Origin of the sequence: Exiguobacterium sibiricum 7-3 (genome assembly GCF_000620865.1) — a bacterium.
Taxonomy (GTDB): domain Bacteria; phylum Bacillota; class Bacilli; order Exiguobacteriales; family Exiguobacteriaceae; genus Exiguobacterium_A; species Exiguobacterium_A sibiricum_A.
Map to the genome: position 1 here is coordinate 1,418,455 of NZ_KK211190.1, position 13,222 is coordinate 1,431,676.

Here is a 13,222-nt window from a genome sequence, read left to right on the forward strand (position 1 = left end):
CTGGTCACAAGCTAGTTCCGGTGGCAGACCAAGAAGACCCAACATTGCATCATAATATTTACGAAGGAACTTCACGTAACTGGCTTATAAATCCAGCTCCTGTGATTAAGTGTAATGGTTCAGTAGTTCCAGCTGAAGGATATGACATTCAACCAGCTTATGGAGTTGTCATATTCAAAGGACAGCAAGGTGCAGGATACATAATCATAGCAGATTTCACGCACGTTATTGGTGAATCACAGACAATTGACGAGCTAAGCAATCGTTTTAATAAATTCACTACGTTTGCTACATTTCAAGCGCCCGGCACATATGCTACAAACAGTCCGATGGGGGATCCTCAATTGTTAATGAAATCTGTAAATGCTGGAGTTAAGAATATGGATTTATTCCCCTTTATTGTCACACAGACAACAAATTATGACCGAATTGGAATTCCATACGCCAGTACCGGTGGAGGAAATAATACTCGAATGGGATTTTATAACTCAAATGTTAACGATTTTCTATATCAACTTTTAGCAGAAGCACAACCTGTAGCAAATCCATCTACTGAGCCTGTAGCTGGTCAATTTACATTCATTTCAGTAGCAATTCCTGAAATTACATTACAACCTGGCGTATGTTGATTGGTTCGGTATGCAGATGCAACTATCAATTATTATGGCATTGATGTTTTACAAGCGTATGGACTTGGAAACGCTTTTGGAGATTTTTCTAACGCTTCTCAATTTGGTGGAGCACGGGCATATGGATTTTATGGTTATCGAGTAACGGCAACTTACACAGACGGCTTACCAACTTTGGCGCCAGTCTTGGGTCTTGGGGAACACTGCAGACAATTTGAGATACTTTAAACGTAACGGAATTGCTAATCCTTGGATTAGACGAAAAGCATAAGTAAAACGCTCGTATCAAAATGTGAGAGTCTTTTTTTATAGCAAATTTTATTTTTTGTTTTTTCCGAAAGCTATTGAGCTGTTCTATTATCTTCGGTAATGTTCTGGTAAAATATAAACAAAAAATAAATCAACAATAATTATGGTGGGAGGATTATGATGAACAGATATTATACTGATGAGGACAAAGGAATAACAGCCAAAAGAGGAAATGGAAGAAGCATGCCGCCTGCTTATATTTTTGTAGAGCATGAAGACGGTTCAATTCATCTTCAAGATGGTCACACATTATTAATGACTAAAGAAGACATGCTTGATATAGTTTATGGAATGATGAAATTTATCGAAAATGATATCACTGACAGCGAAATAAAAAAACATAACAGTGAAACATTGGACGAAGAAATGCTCAGGGCGTATGGACCCGATTGGAAAGAGGAACAGCCAAAATCAGCAAAATCAGCTGAACCACAACTAATGAAAAAGAGTGAAGGATGGGTTTACTTCTTAAAAGCCGATAACGGTTTAACTAAAATCGGTAGAACTAAAGATTTGAAAAAGCGTATGTACCATTTCACCGTTAAATTGCCATATGAGCTAGAATTAATTCATGCTATTAAATCGAATTATACTGTTGAATTGGAAGAACAACTGCATGGAAAATATAATCATTTAAGAGTTCGCGGCGAATGGTTTAATTTGAACGATGAAATTATTGAAGAAATTTGTATTGGATACTAGTGGCTCGCAGAAATGCGGGCGTTTTTATTTTTCTTCTATATAAACATTGAATATTAATAATCAAAAAATAATTTTTTTAAATGCCTTACAAATTTTTTGACGTCAATATAATGTCTGTAAATGGAGAAACAGGAGTTGCATTGACAATGAAAAAGGCGACAAAAGTCATTGAAGTCAACAAGCCTTCAATAGACGCATTGGAACGTTATAAAGAAGTTTTAATCAAAGCGGCTCAAAAATGAGTCGTTTTTTTATTTGGCATAAGTGGTCGTCCCTAGTTTCGCACCTAACATGTCGGATCCGCCGTACTGTCCGCCTTCGACGAAACAGGTCAAAGCAAAACAGCCGCCCGGCCGCAGGGCATCCGAAACGACGCGGATATAGTCGTGTCTGCGGTGCGGGGCGATATGGTGGAAACAACCGGAATCATAAACAAAATCATAGGCGCCCTGTTCGAACGGCAATTCAAAAAGGTTTCCTTGGCGGAACGAAATGTCGAGTTGCCGCTCCCGTGCACGTTCATTGGCCCAGTCGACCGAAGTCTGTGCAAGATCGATTGCGTCGACCTGACTACCGTGTTCCGCGAGATACAAGGCATTTCGTCCGGGACCGCTTCCCAGTTCGAGCACCCGGTTCACCGGAATCTCAAGTTGTTCGACGTAGCGGACCAGATTCTCGTCCGGTTTGTCGACGAAAAAGGGGATCCGTTTCGTCCGGTCGGCATAAAAGCCTTCCCAAAAGGCGGTCGGTTCCCGGAGTAAAGCGTCAAGCATCTGCAAAAGATCGTCGTGTGTCCGAATCGTTTCGTTCATCATCAGTCCTCATTTCTTCCCGGCAGGTTTCGCAGGCGGACCGCCGTCGTTAGTGTTTCTTTCAAGTGTTCCGCCCGTTTTTCAGTAAAGGTCGTCCAAAACGTCTCACCGATGGTTGCCAGTTCGTCCGGCGAATAGACACCGGGTTCAAAGCATCCCCAACAACCGTCCGTCGTCAGTTGATCCCAAAAGACATAATCGGCGACCGGATAATGGGACAGCGGAACGTCCCCGCCCATCGGTTGCAGGTCAACGAGATCCGGACAAAGCCACATCCCGGTTGCGACGGACAACAGACCGCCGTGCCGTTCGTTTAATCCCGCAAGTCCCGCCGCGTCCAACGCTTCCTCAAATGCCCGGTAGCGGTGCGTCGTGATGACGACGAGCTCCGGTGCAGATTGACGATGATTTCTTCGAGCATCATCGATAGCACCGTCGGGCTAACGGTGACGGTCCCGATTTGATTGGCATGTTCTTCGGAGGTGTTAAACGGAAGCGTCGGTAAGACATAGGCGTTTAACCGTTCACCGAAAACAGCGGCCTGGCGCTCGGCAATCAATGTATCAAGATGCATCGGCAAATACGGTCCGAACTGCTCGGTCGCTCCGACCGAGAGAATCGCGGTGACAGTCTGACTGTCCTTAATAACCTTCGTACTGTTTTTATAACTGAGCATCAATTCATTTCCCTTCATTCAAATACTTGGCGCAACTCGATTTGTCCTTCACCGTGACCTTGCGGATCCGGCATACGTCTTGCCCAGGCCACTGCTTCGTCTTTTGACGCCACCTCAATCAAAATGAATCCTGCCAAATGGTCCATTGGCGGCTCAAACGGTCCGGATGTGACGTCCGGCTCCTCGTCGGGGCGGCGAAACGAAAACCGGAGGGCTTCCCGTGTCGGATGAAGTCCTTTCGCCATGACCCGGACACCGGCTTCGACTAGGTCACGGTTAAAGGCGGCCATCGCTTCCTGGAGTGATGGATCCGGAAAAAGGCCGGCTTCTGAACGGTCTGATGCTTTAACGAGCAATAGGAATAACATGGATCGACCTCCTTGCAAAATGTGAACGGTGGGGATGAAAAACTTCTATTGTATTTATTTCGACCAATCGGTTACACCTCCTGCATTTTAACTAAAAAATGGATGTTAAAATTCTTTTGGTGGAAGAAGAAAGGAAAAAAGTTGCCGCGTCAGATTCCTTCGATTAGCATAAAGTCAGAAGACTGAAAATCAGGTCTCACCAGGAAAGGAGCAGGGAAATGGTCTATTGTATCGGTATGTTTGTGCTCGGTGTCGTTGCTCTGACGGCGCGGGGACTATATTTTGACATCTTCCGCTTAACGGAGTGGGGGAATGTCTTCGTTTTTCTCCCGGCAGCGCTGTTGCTTTTTTGGGTGGAACGGTGGCAACAAAAACAAGATGCGGCATTCAACGGAAGCGGAACCGGTTACACGTCGCGTCTCAGTGACCGTCAATCTACAGGCATCAAACAGCTTTACCGAGCGGAGACGATCATCGGTTCCTACCGCCGGACGTTTAAGCAGGCCTGGCACCGCTGGTTCGTCGCTTTTCCGAAAGTGGAAAATTTTTTTCTGAATATCGATTTTGATTTTTCGCAGCGCGAACTCCGGTTCGAGGAAAAAGCGGGTAAACGGTGGTGGAGCAATCAGACCGAATGGACGATCGAAGAAGGCGGCGAAACCGTCGGGGACATCCAAACCGAAAATACGATTCGGCATGCCGTCGAATTTTCCGAAGTATTACGGATGACGTACCGAGATGAGACGTATCACATCCGGTCACCTAGGTTATCCCGACGAATTGAAGTGAGACGCGACAAGACAACGATTGCGACAAGTCACCGAAAACGGCACCTGCTGACGTTTGATGTCCCCGATCTTGAGACACGGTCGGTCCTGCTCGCTGGCATGATTTTGTTTCGACTCCATTTTCGCGAGTGAAGCCGGATAATTTTACATGGCTTGGTACAGACAGGGAAATCAGCTATCCTAGACAGGTAAGCAAAATTAAAAGCAGAAAGCAGGCGATTTTTGATGAGCAATCCACTGAGCCAACTCGCATGGACCTTTGTCTCTGAGTGTGACATCCCACATGACGTGCAAGGATTATTGATTCAAGGCGAAGAAGCGTTATCCGCCTATAAGACGATCCGGGACGTAGCGATTTTTACGACACACCGGTTGATCATTCGGGACGCGCAAGGATTGACGGGGAAAAAGGTCGAAGTTTATTCGATTCCTTACAAATCAATCAATATGTATTCGACGGAAAACGCCGGCGGGATGTTTGACATCAACTCGGAAGTCCAACTGTTCACGCGGTCCGGAACGATCAAAATCAATCTCAACAAAAAGGTCGATGTCCGTAAAATTGACTTGCTGATTGCGAACGCGATTCTTTAAAAAGGGGAGACTGGACGATGAAACGAGGAATTCAAAAAACGGCGGTGCTGGTTGTCTTGACGTTACTTGCAAGCCTCTGCCGAGCGAAACGAGTCCGTTAATTTTATTTCAATTCCCGTAATCTGTGTATAAAATAATTTCATACAGGCACGGGCGATTGTAGTCCTTCCAAACCGTCAGCTGTCATAACAGGTAAAAAAAGAAAAATGTTCAAAAAAAACGGATCCTTCAAGGACCCGTTCCGCAACTGACGCTATACTGTTGTGCTGTTTTTTTGCTGTAACAGATCGTCGGGGTCATGCCGGTTTCACTGTCATAGTCGTACCACACGACATCATACATCCGGCCGTATTCCGGATCGAGCATTCGTTTATCGAGGATGGCGCTGTAACTTTGGTACGGATGACCCTGTTCATACAGATAATGCCGGATCGCACCGCTCTCGGTCTCATTCGAAAATACGACCGGAGACAGCAGGGGTAAGACGATTAACAAGGTGAGTACGGATCCACCAATCCACAGCCCGATTTTTTGCCAACGCTTCATTTGAAAATCACTCCATTTAAGTTAAAATATTGAAGTTATATGTAAAACAACGACCGACAGTCACTGGATTGTCGGTCGTTTTGGTTTACCCTGTCTTTCGCATCGACTCAAACAAACGTCCCTTGTAGACGTCCGCGATCGTGTTCAGGAAGGATTCGGAAAAACGTTTCGGGAAGTATGGTTTCGCATAAAAATACTGATAGGCCCGTTTTAAGTCATCCCACTGCGTACACGGATCCGTCTGCCGGAACCGTGCGACATCAATGATTCGCGTGCCGGTCGGCGTCAACAAGATGTTTCGTAAGTGAATGTCGGATGGGTTCAAGCCGACCGAGCGGGCTTCTGCTAAAGCCTGATCGACGGTTTGGATGACATCGTCCGTAATGAGCGTGCCGCTGATCAAACATTCGAACAACGTCTGTCCTTCGATGTATTCGATGACGAGGTAGTCTGGACCATATTCATACTGTTTGGCGTACGTCGCAAACGAATCCAATTGATCGTAAATCGATCCTTCGATTGCTGCAAGATGTCGGTGCGACGGGAAAAACTTTTTAATGACCCGGTCGGTTCCGGTGACTCGAAACACAAAAGCACTACGACCTGTCCCGATCCATTCCAGTTGGTCCGGATAGGACGTCACCGTAAATCCCTCCGGCGTCTCGGCCAGATGGATGGCAAAAGCCAGTTCGGAGTCTGTCTTCACACATGCCACTTCCTTTCTCTTCTTTTATATTATACGACGTTTAAGCGGGGATGGTTTCATAAAACGACTCCTGTGTGAAAGTTTTGAACATTTTGTGATATGCTGAAAACGTACAGCCAATACTTAGCTCAAGGGGGCATTTTAATGACTACTTTACAACAATGGCGTGACCATTTTGAGGCGCTTCGGGCATACGACGAAGCCGTCGCGTTACTTTACTGGGACATGCGGACATACATGCCGGAACAATCGGCCGACAACCGTTCGAAATCGATCGGATTCCTGTCGACGGAAAGTTTCCGCCGCCGGACGGGGACAGCGTATCAGACGTTGCTCGAAGCGATGGGCCAAGAGACGTTGACAGGCGTTGAAGCGGTCTCATACGCGAAAGCGAAACAAGCATACGACCGCGACTCGAAGATTCCGGAAGCGGAATACCAGACGTTCATCACCTTGATTTCAGAAGCGGAAAGTGTTTGGGAAAAGGCGAAGGATGCGGATGATTGGGACTTGTTTGCACCATACTTGGAAAAAATCGTCGCGATGGAACGGAAGTTCGTTGAGTACTGGGGGTATGACAACCATCCGTACGATGCGTTACTCCATGATTACGAGCCGGGCATGACGGTCGCGGAACTTGATCCGTTGTTTGCGGAACTCCGTCAAGCGATCATCACATTGTTAAAACAGCTCGACGGAAAAACATTCCCGACACTCGACTGGTCAGCCGACCGCGAAACACAGATTCGATTGAATCACGAATGGTTACAGGACATCGGTTATGACTTTACGGCCGGGCGACTCGATGAGACCGTTCATCCGTTCCAGACGACGATCAACCGGAAAGATGCCCGTGTCACGACGAAGTACGATGAAAATGATTACCGCAATTCCGTTTTCGGAACGATGCATGAAGCCGGACACGCGACGTATGAGCAAGGCATCGCTCCGGAGCTCGATACGCTCGGACTCGGTGAAGGAGCTTCGATGGGCATTCATGAATCGCAATCGTTGTTCTTTGAGAACTTCATCGGCCGCAACCAAGGCTTCCTGTCGGCCCGCTATGCCGGTCTACAACGAGCGATTCCTTCTTTGACGGATGTTCCGTTTGAGACGTTTTATGCTGCTGTCAACGAAGTCAAACCGTCGCTGATCCGGATCGAAGCGGACGAATTGACGTATGCACTGCATATCATCATCCGTTACGAGCTCGAAAAACGCCTGATTACGGGCGAACTCGAAGTCAAAGACTTGCCTGCGGAATGGAACCGTCTTTATAAGGAATACCTCGGAGTCGATGTTCCGACGAACGCAAAAGGTGTCCTGCAGGATGTCCACTGGTCCGGCGGATCGTTCGGTTATTTCCCAAGTTATGCGCTCGGACTCGTCTACAGTGCTCAGCTGAACGAAGCGTTGCGCCGTGACGTCGCGCATGTTGATCAACTGATTGCCGACGGGACACTGGCACCAATCAAAGAATGGCTGAACGTCAACATCCATCAGCACGGAAAAGCGAAGACACCGGCGGAATTGATTCAAGCGGCGACCGGACAATCGATTTCCGTCCAACCGTTAATCGATTACCTGACTGCGAAATATACACGGGTCGTCGAAGCATTATGATGAAGTGGTTCGCCCATCGCGGAGCGAGTGATCGGTTTCCGGAAAATACGCTCGAAGCGATTGAAGCGGCGATCCCGTATGTCGACGGCATTGAATTCGATGTTCATTTTTCGCGCGACGGTGTCGGGGTCATCATTCATGACGAGACGGTAAACCGGACGACGGACGGAACGGGACGGGTCGTCGATTTGACACTCGCTGAACTGAAGCGTCTGAATGCCGGAGCGCGGTTCAAAGGGAACGGCGGACCGATGCAAACGACGATTCCGACGCTAGACGAAGTCCTCGAATTACTTGCGCCGACCGATCTTTTACTCAATATCGAGCTGAAGACGGATACGATCCGGTATCCCGGCATCGAAGCGTACACGCTTGAACGGTGCCGGGCACACGGCATTGCCGGTGAACGACTGATTCTCAGCTCGTTTAATCACTATTCGGTCGCGACGGTCCGGGAACTTGATCCGTCGATCGAAACCGCGATTCTCTATCCGTATCCGTTGTATCATCCGGAGCAGCAAGCCATCCTGCTCGGAGCCAAGGCGATCCATCCGGATTACCGCCGGGTGACAAGGGAAGATGTCGTCCTTGCTCATCAGGCCGGGATCGAGGTCCGGGTCTATACGCCGAAAACGGCTGCGGATGTCAGACGGATGATCGAGCTCGGAATCGACGCCGTCATCGTCAACGATCCACAAGCATTTCAGAAAAGTCTATCCATCCCATAAGGAGGTAGCGTCATGCGGAAGGAGCATCTGTTCATCATTTTAGCGTCATTGGTCGCACTCGTCATCGGTCTGCAGATTGGTTTTGCCAGTCTGCCGGAACCAAAACCGAAACAGGTCGAGGAATCAGTGACACGACCGGATGATTTTCAGGCAGGACTCCGCAACGCAAAAACCGAATTAAAGATGGTACAACGGTTTGCCCGTACCAGCACGCTCGAGCACAATCGTTCGAACCAGACCTGGATTTATTCCAGTCCGACACCGACACGTATTGCCGTCGATTGGTATTACGTCGCAAGTTATCCCGAAAAAAATGTTCAGATGACCCGAAATGACGTGTCCCGGATTTTAACGTATGACCGGTATCTCGTCGTCATCCGCCCGATTTATGGTGTGATCGAAGACAGTGAACTGGAACAATTTGCACTTCGCTTTTCGAGCTATTTCATGACGGTGCAACAACAAAAGGAGGAAAACGATGTCAGGTAAAATCATTCTGTTGATTGGTGGATCGGGCAGCGGGAAATCTTCCTTGATCAAACGATTACGCCAGGAATATGAACGGGTCCGCTTTATTCCGTCCGTTACGACACGACCGAAACGTCCGACGGAACACGACGGGGAAAGTTATCATTTCGTTGACGTCAAAACGTTCCAACAACTGATTCAGGAGAACGGATTCATTGAATATGCCCATGTCCACCGGGCCTGGTACGGGACACCGCGCCAGGCGTATGAAGAAATTCTTGCGACCGATGGAATTGTCATCAAAGATATTGATCCGAAAGGGGCGGCAGCGTTTAAAACGTTGTTTGCCGATCACGTCATCACGATTTTCGTATCCGTTCCGCCGGATTTGATGAAGGAACGGTTGCTGATGCGGGGCGATACGCCGGAGTTCGAGGCACGGCTCGTCGACTATGCCGATGCCTGGAAAGAGCGCGATCATTACGATTATATGGTTGAAAACATCGACTTTGAACAAGCCTATGCGGATCTGTTGAGCATCATTTCCGCCTATATTCCCGGACAACCATCCGAATCGTAACAGCAGGGATTGTTCCCTGCTGTTTTTAGTATCGTAAAGGAGAGGAGGGACGTGGATGGATGTCTGGTTACAGCTCTTGCAAGCGGAACCGGAGCTCCGGCCCTTGACCGACTGGAGCCGTCTTGCGACACGCTATACCGATTCACCGAAATACACGGCGTGTGACGAAAGCGGATTATCAATCATTCATACCGCTCCGCTGGGGTTATTTGCGCGGAAAAAGCGGGAGTTTGAGCTCTTGCGACAACTGTATCAAGACGGACTGCCGGTCCCGGAACCGCTCAATTTGAACCGGATTCCGCCAGCAGACGTCTGTTACAGCCGTTATCGTTTCCTGACCGGTTCGACGATTCGAAACCGTTTACCGCTCGGTCGAGACATCGAGTACAGACTCGGTCGGGAGACGGGACGGGTGTTAAACCGGATTCATCGTTATGAAGTGCCGCCGAGAACAACGTGGGCGCACCGGTGTCGCGTAAAACACAACCGGTACGTCGCACTGTACCAACAGGAAGCGATACCGTTGGCCGGCGATCAGGCCATCTTGTCCTTTATCGAACGAAACATCGGATGGATCGCGGACCGGCCGAACCGTTGGCAACACGATGATATTCATCTCGCCAATCTGATTACGGACGGGGAGCACCTCATCGGAATGATTGATTTTTCAAATCATGATATCGGTGATCCGTGGCATGATTTCGTCAAAATGGGATTGTTTCAGGTTGAAGAGAGCATTCCGTTTGCCGTCGGTCAAGTCGACGGCTATTTTGAAGGAGATGTCCCGGAGCAGTTTTGGGACGTGTACAGCGTCTATCTGGCGATGAGCTGTTTTTCTTCGATCGTCTGGACGAACCGTCATGCACCGGAAGAAGCCGACCAAATGCGGTGTCGGCTGGAACGCGTGATATCCGCCCATCAACGATTTGAGCGTGCAGTACCGGATTGGTATGAAACGTTCGACCGTTCTTGAGCGTCGGGATCGACCTTTAGTAGCCGTACCACATCAAAAGCCGTGTCCCTGACCGAACAAATCGGCTAAGGACACGGCTTTTTTGGTTCATTCACCATTCCACGTCTCATCGACGCGGGACGCATAAAAACGCAGGGCGTTGGCATAAGCGCGGATTTCAGGATTCTCCGTCGTCTCGACAAGCGTGTTGACCAATCGTTCCAACGCTTCGGATGACCGGTCGAGATTATGTAACGTCAATGCTAAAAAAGTCTGTAAGGCAGCGTGTTGCGGAAAGCGGGCGAGTCCCTCCGATAGAGTTTGATACGCATCCTCGTATCGCCCGAGGGCACGGTACGTACTGCCGAGCCCGACATAGGCTTCCTGCAAGTCGGGAGCGGTCAGACCGCGTGCGATAGCGGTAACGTAATAAGGGACAGCAGCAGCTTCTTCCCCCAGGTTGTCGTGACACCATGCCATCTGGTAATGAATCAACGGATCGTCCGTTGCCTGCTGCAGATAAGAAGCGACCAAGGCCTTCGCCGCATGATACTGTTTCGCTTGACGGAGACGCGAGACGGCAGCAAGGTCGAAATTCACCTCAGGAGATACTTTGTCTGATAGATGATAGACGAAGGTCAGGGGATGAAGCGACTGTTCATCCGGTAAGATGCTATAGCGAAACTGCAGACCGAGCCGAGAGGCGACAGCCAGGGCCGGTTCGTTATCCGGATTGATTGAAGCTTCAATCTGTTGAAAATCAAGTCTCTTGAAGGCAAGCACCAGCACAGCAGGAAGTGCTTCCGCGGCATAGCCCCGTCGTAAAAACAGCGGATTGATCTGGCAATGGATGTGTGCCGTCCGGACGTCCGGGCGATGAAGGGCTGAGACTATAATCGTTCCGAGCAGTGTTTCGTCGTCTGAACGAAACAACTCAAATCTATATTCGTCTTGCCTGGATGGATTAACGGCGCCTTGAATCCGTAACCGCGTGGTCTCAAGCGTCATGGAAGCTGTCATCTGAAATCACTCCTCGCATTTGGAATCGATACAAAAACCCTTCAACCAATTGGGCTGAAGGGAACGAGATTAATTTTGTTGTTCGAGTTTCGTCAAGAGTGTCCGGAACGTATCCAGTTCGGCATCCGAAAAGTCAGCGAAGACGTCAGACAGGTATTCCATCTTCATCGCTTCGAGCTTCCCGTATAATTCGATGCCTTCTTCCGTTGCCCGGAGTTCAACGACACGACGATCGAGTTCGCTCCGCTCGCGTGAAATCAAGCCTTTTTTCGTCAACTCATCGGCCAGTGCCGTAATCATACTCGCTGAAAACTGAAATTCGTTGGATAAAGCCGATGCGATTTGAGGACTGCTTGTGCAAAGCGACTTCAGGATAAAGAATTCGTTTCGTGTCAAGTAAGTCGTGAACATACTCCGCACATCTTTTTTGATAGCGCGGTAGTTCATGCGTAAGCCTTTTTCTGTATCGACGATCAACTGATCGCGATTTGCTACTTCTAATGTAGTTGCCATAGTTTCACTCTTTCCATACCGTAGTTTCTTCTTCCGAGATTTAGTATAGTGAAAAATTTTAGTTTAATCAATATTTTTCTCTTGAATCATCTGTTTACTTAACGGTTGGACTTGTTTGATGATGTCTTCGACGTTCCGGAGTTCCGGATAGAACCGGCGGAAGAAGTAGTCGATCCGGTGCGGATCATTCCCGGCAATCGTCACGGCCATACAGATGTAGGCGATCCCGATTCCTTGGCGTGGCAGGAACGGGTTTGGCATGACTTGTGCACACTTCAGGGCGAGCGGACTATGGATGGCGACGGCTTCAATCAATTCTCCATAATTCCGGATATCCACGTAATGGAACATCCGGATCAGTTCATTGATCAATTGCTGATCGGAATCGAGCATCATCTGGGACGTGACAAGTTGTTTGTCGAGATCGTTGATGACGGCAGAGTGATCAATGAAATAGTTTAAGTTGTCCGATGTAATCCGAACTTTATGAGGATCCGATAAAATTTGTTGGACCGTCTCGTCTTCGAATTGTTTCAGTTGTTTTTTGATGTTCACGAATTCCTGATCGGCGATTTCGAGCAGTCCGGCGACGCGGCTGAAACTGCGGCGGACTTCCGCCGGCACGCTGTTTGGATTTTTATACCCTAAATCGTGTTCGATTTCGGCCCAGGCATGTTGTAGGATCGAACGAATCTGGATTTCCGCGGTATGGTCCTTGAATCGGCCGTATTCGCTGAGGGCGAGCCGCTGTTCATTCAACGCGGCAACGAAGTGGACCGACAGATAGCCGAACTCGGTCGTATCGAGTAACGTCGATTTATCGACGGATTGATCCCGATCGATTGAAAATTCATTTTCGATGATCCGGGCAGCTTCCCGGACATCATCGTGAAAATAGGTCACAATCCGGATTCCGGTTAAATCGTGGACATCCCGGAGCGATTGGTATTTGTTCGGTTGGCGTAATACTTTTTGGTACAGGCTGTCTGACTCTTTCGTCCGGGCGACAATCGAATGGTATTTGATGCCGGCTGCATCGAGCAATTCCGATAATAAGACTTTTAATTTATCGGCAAAGGCATCATAGTCTTCCTTATCATTGACATATTCGAGCATCATCGTGTTTAAGTCCTGCGATTGCACGGAATTCACCTTCCTCATCAATTCTTCTTGCTTTATTGTAGCATTCGTTTTCGACGGACGCACGG

General features: G+C 48.5%; 18 protein-coding genes. 9 read left to right on the forward strand and 9 right to left on the reverse strand.

All coding sequences use genetic code 11. The annotated features are described in order from the left end of the window. The first annotated feature begins 20 nt into the window (after nucleotides 1–20). Both P402_RS0108115 and P402_RS16730 read left to right on the forward strand, forming a co-directional pair. The gene (locus P402_RS0108115) at nucleotides 21–629 is read left to right on the forward strand and encodes a hypothetical protein (protein WP_152538825.1); all 609 of its coding nucleotides are present in this window, start codon (nucleotides 21–23) and stop codon (nucleotides 627–629) included. Between the two features lie 429 nt (nucleotides 630–1,058). Next, the gene (locus tag P402_RS16730) at nucleotides 1,059–1,640 is read left to right on the forward strand and encodes a GIY-YIG nuclease family protein (RefSeq protein WP_051525136.1); all 582 of its coding nucleotides are present in this window, start codon (nucleotides 1,059–1,061) and stop codon (nucleotides 1,638–1,640) included. A 251-nt stretch (nucleotides 1,641–1,891) separates the two neighbouring features. On the opposite strand, the gene P402_RS16350 is transcribed toward P402_RS16730, so the two are convergent. The 4 genes from P402_RS16350 to P402_RS0108140 are packed head-to-tail and all read right to left on the reverse strand — an operon-like array spanning nucleotide 1,892 to nucleotide 3,496. Beyond that, nucleotides 1,892–2,452: a class I SAM-dependent methyltransferase gene (locus P402_RS16350; RefSeq protein WP_081776624.1), complete on the reverse strand. Its 561-nt coding sequence runs from the start codon at nucleotides 2,450–2,452 to the stop codon at nucleotides 1,892–1,894. Nucleotides 2,453–2,454: 2 nt separating this feature from the next. Beyond that, nucleotides 2,455–2,793 carry a hypothetical protein gene (locus P402_RS17160; protein WP_235188836.1) on the reverse strand — a complete coding sequence of 113 codons (339 nt, stop codon included), beginning with the start codon at nucleotides 2,791–2,793 and terminating at the stop codon, nucleotides 2,455–2,457. Further along, complete coding sequence (locus P402_RS17165; RefSeq protein ID WP_235188837.1) at nucleotides 2,766–3,146, reverse strand: creatininase family protein; 381 nt, start codon at nucleotides 3,144–3,146, stop codon at nucleotides 2,766–2,768. The genes P402_RS17160 and P402_RS17165 overlap by 28 nt, the downstream gene beginning before the upstream one ends. Beyond that, entirely contained in the window at nucleotides 3,143–3,496 is a 354-nt protein-coding gene (locus P402_RS0108140) for a YciI family protein (protein WP_026828219.1), read from the reverse strand. The genes P402_RS17165 and P402_RS0108140 overlap by 4 nt, the downstream gene beginning before the upstream one ends. Nucleotides 3,497–3,714: 218 nt before the next feature. On the opposite strand from P402_RS0108140, the gene P402_RS0108145 reads away from it, so the two are divergent. Together P402_RS0108145 and P402_RS0108150 are read left to right on the forward strand one after the other, a co-directional pair. Beyond that, nucleotides 3,715–4,416: a tubby C-terminal domain-like protein gene (locus tag P402_RS0108145; RefSeq protein WP_026828220.1), complete on the forward strand. Its 702-nt coding sequence runs from the start codon at nucleotides 3,715–3,717 to the stop codon at nucleotides 4,414–4,416. A gap of 93 nt (nucleotides 4,417–4,509) precedes the next feature. Next, nucleotides 4,510–4,878: a PH domain-containing protein gene (locus P402_RS0108150; protein WP_026828221.1), complete on the forward strand. Its 369-nt coding sequence runs from the start codon at nucleotides 4,510–4,512 to the stop codon at nucleotides 4,876–4,878. 228 nt (nucleotides 4,879–5,106) lie between these two features. On the opposite strand, the gene P402_RS0108160 is transcribed toward P402_RS0108150, so the two are convergent. Both P402_RS0108160 and P402_RS0108165 read right to left on the reverse strand, forming a co-directional pair. Beyond that, complete coding sequence (locus tag P402_RS0108160) at nucleotides 5,107–5,424, reverse strand: hypothetical protein (protein ID WP_026828222.1); 318 nt, start codon at nucleotides 5,422–5,424, stop codon at nucleotides 5,107–5,109. A gap of 85 nt (nucleotides 5,425–5,509) precedes the next feature. Beyond that, entirely contained in the window at nucleotides 5,510–6,130 is a 621-nt protein-coding gene (locus P402_RS0108165; RefSeq protein ID WP_026828223.1) for a serine/threonine protein kinase, read from the reverse strand. Nucleotides 6,131–6,274: 144 nt separating this feature from the next. On the opposite strand from P402_RS0108165, the gene P402_RS0108170 reads away from it, so the two are divergent. Genes P402_RS0108170 through P402_RS0108190 form a run of 5 tightly spaced genes read left to right on the forward strand, consistent with a single transcriptional unit; the run spans nucleotide 6,275 to nucleotide 10,502 of the window. Beyond that, complete coding sequence (locus P402_RS0108170) at nucleotides 6,275–7,753, forward strand: carboxypeptidase M32 (protein WP_012370511.1); 1,479 nt, start codon at nucleotides 6,275–6,277, stop codon at nucleotides 7,751–7,753. After that, a complete protein-coding gene (locus tag P402_RS0108175; RefSeq protein ID WP_235188838.1) occupies nucleotides 7,753–8,481 on the forward strand; it encodes a glycerophosphodiester phosphodiesterase in 729 nt (242 codons plus the stop codon). The genes P402_RS0108170 and P402_RS0108175 overlap by 1 nt, the downstream gene beginning before the upstream one ends. 12 nt (nucleotides 8,482–8,493) lie before the next feature. After that, nucleotides 8,494–8,970 (forward strand): hypothetical protein, encoded by a 477-nt coding sequence (locus P402_RS0108180; RefSeq protein WP_026828225.1) that lies wholly within the window; start codon nucleotides 8,494–8,496, stop codon nucleotides 8,968–8,970. Beyond that, nucleotides 8,960–9,529, forward strand: a complete 570-nt coding sequence (locus P402_RS0108185) for a guanylate kinase (RefSeq protein WP_026828226.1) — start codon at nucleotides 8,960–8,962, stop codon at nucleotides 9,527–9,529. The genes P402_RS0108180 and P402_RS0108185 overlap by 11 nt, the downstream gene beginning before the upstream one ends. A 55-nt stretch (nucleotides 9,530–9,584) precedes the next feature. Next, nucleotides 9,585–10,502, forward strand: a complete 918-nt coding sequence (locus P402_RS0108190) for an aminoglycoside phosphotransferase family protein (RefSeq protein ID WP_026828227.1) — start codon at nucleotides 9,585–9,587, stop codon at nucleotides 10,500–10,502. 87 nt (nucleotides 10,503–10,589) lie between these two features. On the opposite strand, the gene P402_RS16735 is transcribed toward P402_RS0108190, so the two are convergent. The 3 genes from P402_RS16735 to P402_RS0108205 form a co-directional block, all read right to left on the reverse strand. Next, complete coding sequence (locus P402_RS16735; protein WP_051525137.1) at nucleotides 10,590–11,501, reverse strand: tetratricopeptide repeat protein; 912 nt, start codon at nucleotides 11,499–11,501, stop codon at nucleotides 10,590–10,592. Nucleotides 11,502–11,570: 69 nt separating this feature from the next. After that, nucleotides 11,571–12,014: a MarR family winged helix-turn-helix transcriptional regulator gene (locus P402_RS0108200; RefSeq protein WP_026828229.1), complete on the reverse strand. Its 444-nt coding sequence runs from the start codon at nucleotides 12,012–12,014 to the stop codon at nucleotides 11,571–11,573. Between the two features lie 63 nt (nucleotides 12,015–12,077). Further along, a complete protein-coding gene (locus P402_RS0108205) occupies nucleotides 12,078–13,157 on the reverse strand; it encodes a GTP pyrophosphokinase (RefSeq protein WP_235188839.1) in 1,080 nt (359 codons plus the stop codon). Nucleotides 13,158–13,222: the final 65 nt, after the last annotated feature.

Bases quoted from the DNA above. Each gene is read 5' to 3' on its own strand.
- P402_RS16730 (WP_051525136.1), top strand. From the start codon at position 1,059: ATGAACAGATATTATACTGATGAGGACAAAGGAATAACAGCCAAAAGA.
- P402_RS0108160 (WP_026828222.1), bottom strand. From the start codon at position 5,424: ATGAAGCGTTGGCAAAAAATCGGGCTGTGGATTGGTGGATCCGTACTC.
- P402_RS0108150 (WP_026828221.1), top strand. From the start codon at position 4,510: ATGAGCAATCCACTGAGCCAACTCGCATGGACCTTTGTCTCTGAGTGT.
- P402_RS0108200 (WP_026828229.1), bottom strand. From the start codon at position 12,014: ATGGCAACTACATTAGAAGTAGCAAATCGCGATCAGTTGATCGTCGAT.
- P402_RS0108190 (WP_026828227.1), top strand. From the start codon at position 9,585: ATGGATGTCTGGTTACAGCTCTTGCAAGCGGAACCGGAGCTCCGGCCC.
- P402_RS17165 (WP_235188837.1), bottom strand. From the start codon at position 3,146: ATGAAGGGAAATGAATTGATGCTCAGTTATAAAAACAGTACGAAGGTT.
- P402_RS0108180 (WP_026828225.1), top strand. From the start codon at position 8,494: ATGCGGAAGGAGCATCTGTTCATCATTTTAGCGTCATTGGTCGCACTC.
- P402_RS16350 (WP_081776624.1), bottom strand. From the start codon at position 2,452: ATGAACGAAACGATTCGGACACACGACGATCTTTTGCAGATGCTTGAC.
- P402_RS0108140 (WP_026828219.1), bottom strand. From the start codon at position 3,496: ATGTTATTCCTATTGCTCGTTAAAGCATCAGACCGTTCAGAAGCCGGC.
- P402_RS0108175 (WP_235188838.1), top strand. From the start codon at position 7,753: ATGAAGTGGTTCGCCCATCGCGGAGCGAGTGATCGGTTTCCGGAAAAT.
- P402_RS0108170 (WP_012370511.1), top strand. From the start codon at position 6,275: ATGACTACTTTACAACAATGGCGTGACCATTTTGAGGCGCTTCGGGCA.
- P402_RS16735 (WP_051525137.1), bottom strand. From the start codon at position 11,501: ATGACAGCTTCCATGACGCTTGAGACCACGCGGTTACGGATTCAAGGC.
- P402_RS0108185 (WP_026828226.1), top strand. From the start codon at position 8,960: ATGTCAGGTAAAATCATTCTGTTGATTGGTGGATCGGGCAGCGGGAAA.
- P402_RS0108145 (WP_026828220.1), top strand. From the start codon at position 3,715: ATGGTCTATTGTATCGGTATGTTTGTGCTCGGTGTCGTTGCTCTGACG.